The 7,916-nt window shown below is 38.9% G+C and carries 4 protein-coding genes; all 4 read left to right on the top strand.

Annotated elements, in window-relative coordinates; all coding sequences use genetic code 11:
* The coding region (locus tag ADI86_RS02205; RefSeq protein WP_049531605.1) for a ZmpA/ZmpB/ZmpC family metallo-endopeptidase at nt 1–4,341 on the top strand (4,341 nt) is incomplete at its 5' end.
* A 237-nt stretch (nt 4,342–4,578) separates the two neighbouring features.
* On the top strand, nt 4,579–5,430 hold the full coding sequence (ylqF, locus tag ADI86_RS02200; protein ID WP_049531604.1) for a ribosome biogenesis GTPase YlqF: 852 nt from the start codon (nt 4,579–4,581) through the stop codon (nt 5,428–5,430).
* Complete coding sequence (locus ADI86_RS02195) at nt 5,417–6,196, top strand: ribonuclease HII (protein ID WP_049531602.1); 780 nt, start codon at nt 5,417–5,419, stop codon at nt 6,194–6,196. The genes ylqF and ADI86_RS02195 overlap by 14 nt, the downstream gene beginning before the upstream one ends.
* Before the next feature lie 16 nt (nt 6,197–6,212).
* Entirely contained in the window at nt 6,213–7,763 is a 1,551-nt protein-coding gene (locus tag ADI86_RS02190) for a ClC family H(+)/Cl(-) exchange transporter (RefSeq protein WP_049531601.1), read from the top strand.
* The last annotated feature ends 153 nt before the right edge of the window (nt 7,764–7,916 follow it).

Raw genomic sequence — 7,916 nt, 5'->3', positions numbered from 1 at the left:
GCCTTACCAGAAGCTGTTGTGACTGAAAAAGGGGAACCTGAGGTTCAACCAGCCTTACCAGAAACTGTTGTGACTGAAAAAGGGGAACCTGAAGTTCAACCAGTGTTACCAGAAGCTGTTGTAACTGAAAAAGGGGAACCTGAAGTTCAACCAGCCTTACCAGAAGCGGTGGTAACCGAAAAGGGTGAACCTGAAGTTCAAGCTGAGTTACCTGAATATACTACAAAAGTTGCACCAACTTTGACTTTGGATAAGGTTACAGAAGATGCGATGGATCGTTCAGCTAAATTGGATTACACTCTTGAAAATACAGATAATGCTGAAATCAAGAGCATTATAGCTGAGATTAAGGATGGGAATACTGTTGTTAAGCGAGTTGACTTATCTAAAGAAAAATTGTCAGATGCTGTTCAAGGTTTGGATTTATTCAAAGATTATAAAATTGCAACAACAATGACTTACAACCGTGGTGAAGGTGATGAAACGTCTAAATTGGACGAAAAACCTTTACGTTTAGAGTTGACAAAAGTTGAAATTAAAAATATCGCATCTACTAATTTAGTGAAGGTAAATGACGATGGTACTGAAACATCTAGTGATTTTATGAATGAGAAACCATCTGATGAAGATGTTAAAAAAATGTACTTAAAAATCACTAGTCGCGATAATAAGGTAACTCGTTTAGCTGTTGACTCTATTGAAGAGGTGACAGAAGAAGGTAAAAAACTTTATAAAATCACTGCTGAAGCGCAAGATTTGATTCAACATACAGACCCAACGAAAGTTCGTAATAAGTATGTGCATTATATTGAAAAACCAGTTCCAAAAGTTGATAATGTATATTACAATTTCAATGAACTTGTGAGAGATATGCAAGAACATCCAAATGGCGAGTTTAAATTGGGTGCTGACCTTAATGCCACAAATGTATCAGCATTTGGTAAATCATATGTTACGAAAGATTTCAAAGGTAAGCTCTTGAGTGATGGTGATAATCACTATACCATTCATAACTTGTCACGTCCGTTATTTAGCAATGTTATTGGTGGAACGATTAAGAATATTAATCTTGGTAATGTTGACATAAATATGCCATGGGCAGACCGAATTGCTCCGATTGCCGACACTATTAAAGGCGGCGCTAAAATTGAAGATGTCAAAGTGACTGGTAACGTATTAGGTAGAAACTGGGTATCTGGATTTATTGATAAGATTGATAGTGGCGGTACATTGAGAAATGTAGCTTTTATTGGGAATGTGACCTCTATTGGTACAGGTAGTTCGTTCTTGACTGGTATTGTTGGTGAAAACTGGAAGGGGCTGGTAGAGCAGGCTTATGTAGATGCCAATATTCGAGGGAAGAAAGCTAAGGCTGCAGGTATAGCTTACTGGTCGCAAAATGGAGGCGATAACTATGCTGTAGGTAGAGAGGGAGCTATTAAAAAATCTGTTGTTAAAGGTACAATAGTTGTGGAAGAACCAATTGAAGTTGGCGGTGCTGTTGGAAGTCTTAACATGCATGGTTCGATTGAAGATTCTGTTTCAATGATGAAAGTTGAAACCGGAGAAATATTTTATGGTTCACATGATATCAGTGCCGATCCTTATTGGACTGGTAACAATGTTAATAGAAACTACGTTGTAAAAGATGTAAGTAAGGGTACTTCATCATACAAGCATTCTAAAGAATTGCATCGTATTAAGCCTATAACACAAGAGGAAGCTGATAAGAAAATTAAAGAATTGGCTATCACAGCAGATAAATATGCAATTACAGAGCCAATTGTAAATAAACTCAACGCTCTCACAACACGGGATAATGAGTATAAGACAACGCAAGATTACAAAGTTGAACGTGAACAAGCCTATCGCAACATTGAAAAACTTCAACCGTTCTATAATAAAGAGTGGATTGTAAACCAAGGGAATAAGTTAACAGATGATTCCAATCTTGTTAAGAAAACTGTTCTGTCTGTAACAGGTATGAAAGCAGGGCAGTTTGTAACTGATTTATCGGATATTGATAAGATTATGGTTCACTATGCTGATGGTACAAAAGAAGAGTTAGCTGTAACTGCTAAAACTGACTCTAAAGTAGCTCAAGTAAAAGAGTATGATGTAGCAGGTCAAAACATTGTCTATACTCCAAATATGGTTATGAAGAATCGTAACCAGTTAGCAAGCGATATTAAAGAGAAGTTAGCTAGTGTTACCTTACTTTCAGATGAAGTTCGTGCTTTGATGGATAAACGTGAGAAGCCTTGGCAAAATACTCCTGAGAAGAAGACTGAGTACATTAAAGGATTGTATTTCGAAGAAAGCTTTGAAGAAGTAAAAGGAAACTTAGAAAAACTTGTTAGTCAGATTTTAGAAAATGAAGATCATCAGTTAAACGGTGGGGAAGTAGTCGAGCGTGCTTTACTTAAGAAAGTTGAAGATAACAAAGCAAAAATTATGATGGGACTGACTTATCTCAATCGTTACTATGATATCAAATATGGTGATTTGAGTATCAAGGATATCATGATGTTCAAACCGGACTTCTATGGTAAGACACCAAGTGTACTAGACCGTTTGATTCAAATTGGTTCAAGGGAGCATTTCTTAAAAGGTGACCGTACACAAGATGCTTACAAAGAAGTGATTGCTGGTGCAACTGGTAAAGGTGATTTACGTAGCTTCTTAGACTATAACATGCGTTTATTTACAGAAGATAAAGATTTGAATGACTGGTTTATTCATTCTGCGAAAAACGTTTATGTAGTAGAACCTGAAACAAGTACAGAAGCCTTTAAAGATAAGCGTCACCGTGTATTTGATGGTTTAAACAATGATATTCACGGTCGTATGATTTTACCATTGCTCAACTTAAAGAAAGCTCATATCTTTATGATTTCAACCTATAACACTTTAGCTTATAGTTCATTTGAGAGATATGGTAAAAATACAGAGGAAGCGAGAGAGTCTTTAAAACCTAAGATTATTTCAGTAGCAAAAGCACAACAAAGATACCTAGACTTTTGGTCTCGTTTAGCTCTTCCAAGTGTACGTGATAAGCTCCTCAAGAGTCAAAATATGGTACCGACTCCTGTGTGGGACAGTCAGTGGTATGACGGTATTCCTGACGCAAATCGTCAAGGTTATGGACGAGGTGGTGCAGTGGTATCTCCTATTCGTGAACTATTCGGCCCGACTGATCGTTGGCATCAAGTAAATGGAGCTATGGGAGCGATGGCTAAGATTTATGGCGATCCGTATAAAGATGATCAAGTGTATTTCATGGTTACGAAAATGTTAGACGACTTTGGTATTTCAGCCTTCACCCATGAAACAACTCACGTCAACGATAGAATGGTTTACTACGGAGGTTACAGACACCGTGAAGGTACTGACTTAGAAGCCTTTGCTCAAGGTATGTTACAAACCCCTGATAAATCTACTCCGAATAGTGAGTATAAAGCTCTGGGTATCAACATGGCTTATGAGCGTAAAAATGATGGTGAGCAGTACTACAATTATGACCCAGCTAAGTTAGACAGTCGAGACAAGATTGATAGTTATATGAAAAACTACAATGAGTCTATGATGATGTTAGATTACTTAGAAGCTACTGCCGTTATTAATCAGAAGTTATCTGATAACTCTAAGTGGTTCAAGAAGATGGATAAAGAGTGGCGTACCAATGCGGATAGAAACCGTTTAATTGGAGAACCACACCAGTGGGACAAATTGCGTGATTTGACGGAAGAAGAGAAGAAATTACCTATTGATAGCATTGACAAGTTGGTAGATAATAACTTTGTAACTCTTCATGGTATGCCAAATAACGGTCGCTTCCGTACGGAAGGCTTTGATAGTGCTTATCAAACTGTCAATATGATGGCAGGTATCTTTGGCGGGAATACGAGTCGAAGCACCGTAGGTTCTATTTCCTTTAAACACAACACTTTCCGTATGTGGGGTTACTATGGTTATGAGAATGGCTTTATCCCTTATGTTTCTAACAAATTAAAAGGTGAGGCGAATAAGGAAAATGGTGGACTTTTAGGTGATGACTTCATTATCAAGAAAGTTTCTAAAAATCAATTCCAAAATCTCGAAGAGTGGAAGAAACATTGGTATCATGAAGTTTATGATAAAGCACAGAAAGGCTTTGTGGAGATTGATGTAGACGGTTCTAAGATTTCAACTTATGCTCAACTCCAAGAATTATTTAACACTGCTGTTGAGAAAGACTTGAAAGAAGGCGGTTTCAAGCATACCGAAGACCTCAAGTGGAAAGTTTATAAAAAATTATTACAAAACACCGATGGTTTCTTAAATCCATTGTTTAAAATATAAAGGGAGCAGCTTTTTGCTCCTTCTGAAAAGTCATCAATTGATGGCTTTTTTCTATATAGGGTGCTTGAAAGGCTATCATCGGACAAAATAGAGAAGGCATGATATAATATAAAGTAGATTTCTATGTCATAAAACAAGAACTGTTTGGACATCATTCATTTGAGAACTCTTTATGTTCAAATAATAGTAAAATAAAACAGGGGCTCTAAACCCTTGCTATGAAAGGAAAAAAACTCAATGGCTACTATTCAATGGTTTCCTGGCCACATGTCAAAAGCGCGTCGACAGGTGCAGGAAAATTTAAAATTTGTTGATTTTGTGACGATTTTGGTGGATGCACGTTTACCTCTATCTAGTCAAAATCCTATGTTGACCAAGATTGTTGGTGACAAACCAAAACTCTTGATTTTAAATAAGGCAGACTTGGCCGACCCAGCAATGACCAAGGAATGGCGCCAATATTTTGAATCACAAGGAATCCAGACTCTGGCTATTAACTCCAAAGAGCAAGTAACTGTAAAAGTTGTAACAGATGCAGCAAAAAAGCTCATGGCGGATAAGATTGCTCGCCAAAAAGAACGTGGTATCAAGATTGAAACCTTGCGTACCATGATTATCGGGATTCCAAATGCTGGTAAATCAACTCTCATGAACCGTTTGGCTGGTAAAAAAATTGCCGTTGTCGGCAACAAACCAGGTGTTACCAAAGGACAACAATGGCTCAAAACCAATAAAGACCTTGAAATCCTAGACACACCTGGGATTCTCTGGCCTAAGTTTGAGGATGAAACTGTTGCATTGAAATTGGCCTTGACTGGAGCTATTAAAGACCAGTTGCTCCCTATGGACGAGGTAACTATTTTTGGTCTCAATTATTTCAAAGAACATTATCCAGAAAAGTTGGCTGAACGCTTCAAACAAATGAAAATTGAAGAAGAAGCGCCTGTTATTATTATGGACATGACCCGCGCCCTCGGTTTCCGTGACGACTATGACCGCTTTTACAGTCTCTTCGTGAAGGAAATCCGCGATGGCAAACTCGGTAACTATACCTTAGATACATTGGAAGACCTTGATGGCGACGATTAAAGAAATCAAAGAACTCCTTGCTACAGTAAAGGACCTTGATAGCCCTATTTTTTTGGAACTCGAAAAGGACAATCGCTCTGGAGTTCAAAAGGAAATCAGCAAGCGTAAAAAAGCCATTCAGGCTGAACTGGATGAGGATCTTCGTTTGGAATCCATGCTCTCCTACGAAAAAGAACTGTATAAGCAAGGATTGAGCTTGATAGCAGGTGTTGATGAGGTCGGCCGAGGTCCTCTGGCTGGTCCTGTAGTCGCTGCAGCTGTTATTTTACCTCAAAATTGTAAGATTAAAGGTCTCAACGACAGCAAGAAAATTCCTAAAAAGAAACATCTGGAGATTTTCCAAGCAGTTCAAGACCAAGCCTTATCAATCGGCATTGGTATCATGGCTAATCAGGTCATCGACCAAGTCAATATCTATGAAGCAACCAAACTGGCCATGCAGGAAGCAATCTCCCAGCTTAGTCCTCAACCAGAGCACCTTTTGATAGATGCAATGAAGTTGGAATTACCAATTTCACAAACTTCCATCATCAAAGGGGATGCTAATTCCCTCTCGATTGCAGCAGCTTCCATAGTAGCCAAGGTGACACGTGATGAATTGATGAAGAAATACGATCAGCAGTTTCCTGGCTATGATTTCTCTGCAAATGCAGGATATGGAACAGCTAAACACTTAGAAGGACTGGAAAAACTAGGAGTTACCCCAATTCACCGGACCAGCTTTGAACCCATTAAATCGCTGGTTTCAGGAGAAAAAGAAAGTTAAGTTAGAAGGAATGATTATGGAGGAACAGTCAGAAACACTCAGTTCCAAGAAAGAATTTGCCTTTGCCTCGAGCACCATATTATCCCAAGTTGGACGAGGAATCACTGTCGGTCTCGTAGTTGGAATCATCGTCGGATCCTTTCGTTTCTTAATTGAAAAAGGCTTCCACCTGATACAAGGACTTTATCAAGATCAAGCGTACCTAGTGCGCAATCTTTTTCTACTGGTTTTATTTTACATACTCATCTGTTTGCTCAGTGCTAAACTAACACGATCAGAAAAAGATATCAAAGGCTCAGGAATTCCTCAGGTCGAAGCCGAACTGAAAGGTCTCATGACCCTCAACTGGTGGGGCGTTCTTTGGAAAAAATACGTGCTAGGTATTCTTGCTATTGCCAGTGGACTCATGCTGGGGCGTGAAGGGCCAAGTATTCAACTTGGAGCGGTTGGTGGTAAAGGTATTGCCAAGTGGCTTAAATCCAGCCCAGTGGAGGAACGTTCCTTGATTGCCAGTGGTGCTGCAGCAGGATTAGCCGCAGCCTTTAATGCACCAATAGCGGGGCTCCTCTTTGTCGTAGAAGAAGTCTATCATCACTTTTCTCGATTTTTCTGGGTCTCCACTCTAGCAGCTAGCATCGTAGCAAACTTTGTCTCGCTACTCATATTTGGTCTAACGCCAGTGTTAGATATGCCTGATAATATCCCCCTCATGACCTTAGACCAGTATTGGATTTACCTCCTTATGGGGATTTTTCTAGGACTTTCCGGTTTTCTCTATGAGAAAGCTGTATTAAACGTCGGCAAAGTTTATGATTGGCTTGGTCAAAAAATCCAATTAGATAGAGCTTATTATCCAATCTTAGCTTTTATCCTTATAATACCCGTAGGAATTTTTCTACCACAAATTCTCGGTGGTGGAAATCAGCTGGTTCTTTCCCTAACTGAGCAAGATTTTAGTTTCCAAGTTCTATTAGTTTACTTTTTGATCCGCTTTATCTGGAGCATGATTAGCTATGGAAGTGGCCTTCCAGGAGGAATTTTCCTACCAATTTTGGCGCTTGGCTCCTTACTTGGTGCCCTAGTTGGTGTTATTTGTGTCAATCTTGGATTTGTCAGTCAAGATCAGTTTCCTATATTTGTCATTTTGGGAATGAGTGGCTATTTTGGAGCAATATCCAAGGCTCCCTTAACTGCTATGATACTCGTAACTGAGATGGTAGGAGATATTCGCAACCTCATGCCACTTGGATTAGTAACCTTGGTCGCCTACATCATCATGGATCTACTCAAGGGTGCGCCAGTCTATGAGGCTATGTTGGAAAAAATGCTGCCTGAAGAAGCATCAGATGAAGGAGAAGTTACCCTCATTGAAATTCCTGTATCAGACAAAATAGCAGGAAAACAAGTACACGAACTCAACTTGCCACACAATATCCTTATCACAACCCAAGTTCATAACGGAAAAAGTCAAACGGTTAATGGCTCTACCAGAATGTATCTCGGTGATATGATTCACCTAGTTATTCCAAAAAGTGAAATTGGGAAAATCAAAGATTTGTTGTTGTAGAGTATGTTACATAATTTATGTTATGTATAAAGTTTATTTCTTAATTAAATATATTAGAAAACCGATTCTCAGTAATGAAATCGGTTATTTTTATGGCTTCAAGCCAGTTTTTCTCGTAGAGAAAAACAAGAAAACCACCAGCTATGCTGGTGG

The organism is Streptococcus pseudopneumoniae (assembly GCF_001074975.1).
Lineage (GTDB): Bacteria > Bacillota > Bacilli > Lactobacillales > Streptococcaceae > Streptococcus > Streptococcus pseudopneumoniae_D.
This window is presented reverse-complemented; position numbering and strand designations above follow the sequence as displayed.

Coding starts and splice junctions, on each gene's coding strand:
- ylqF (WP_049531604.1), top strand. CDS start 4,579: ATGGCTACTATTCAATGGTTTCCTGGCCACATGTCAAAAGCGCGTCGA.
- ADI86_RS02195 (WP_049531602.1), top strand. CDS start 5,417: ATGGCGACGATTAAAGAAATCAAAGAACTCCTTGCTACAGTAAAGGAC.
- ADI86_RS02190 (WP_049531601.1), top strand. CDS start 6,213: ATGGAGGAACAGTCAGAAACACTCAGTTCCAAGAAAGAATTTGCCTTT.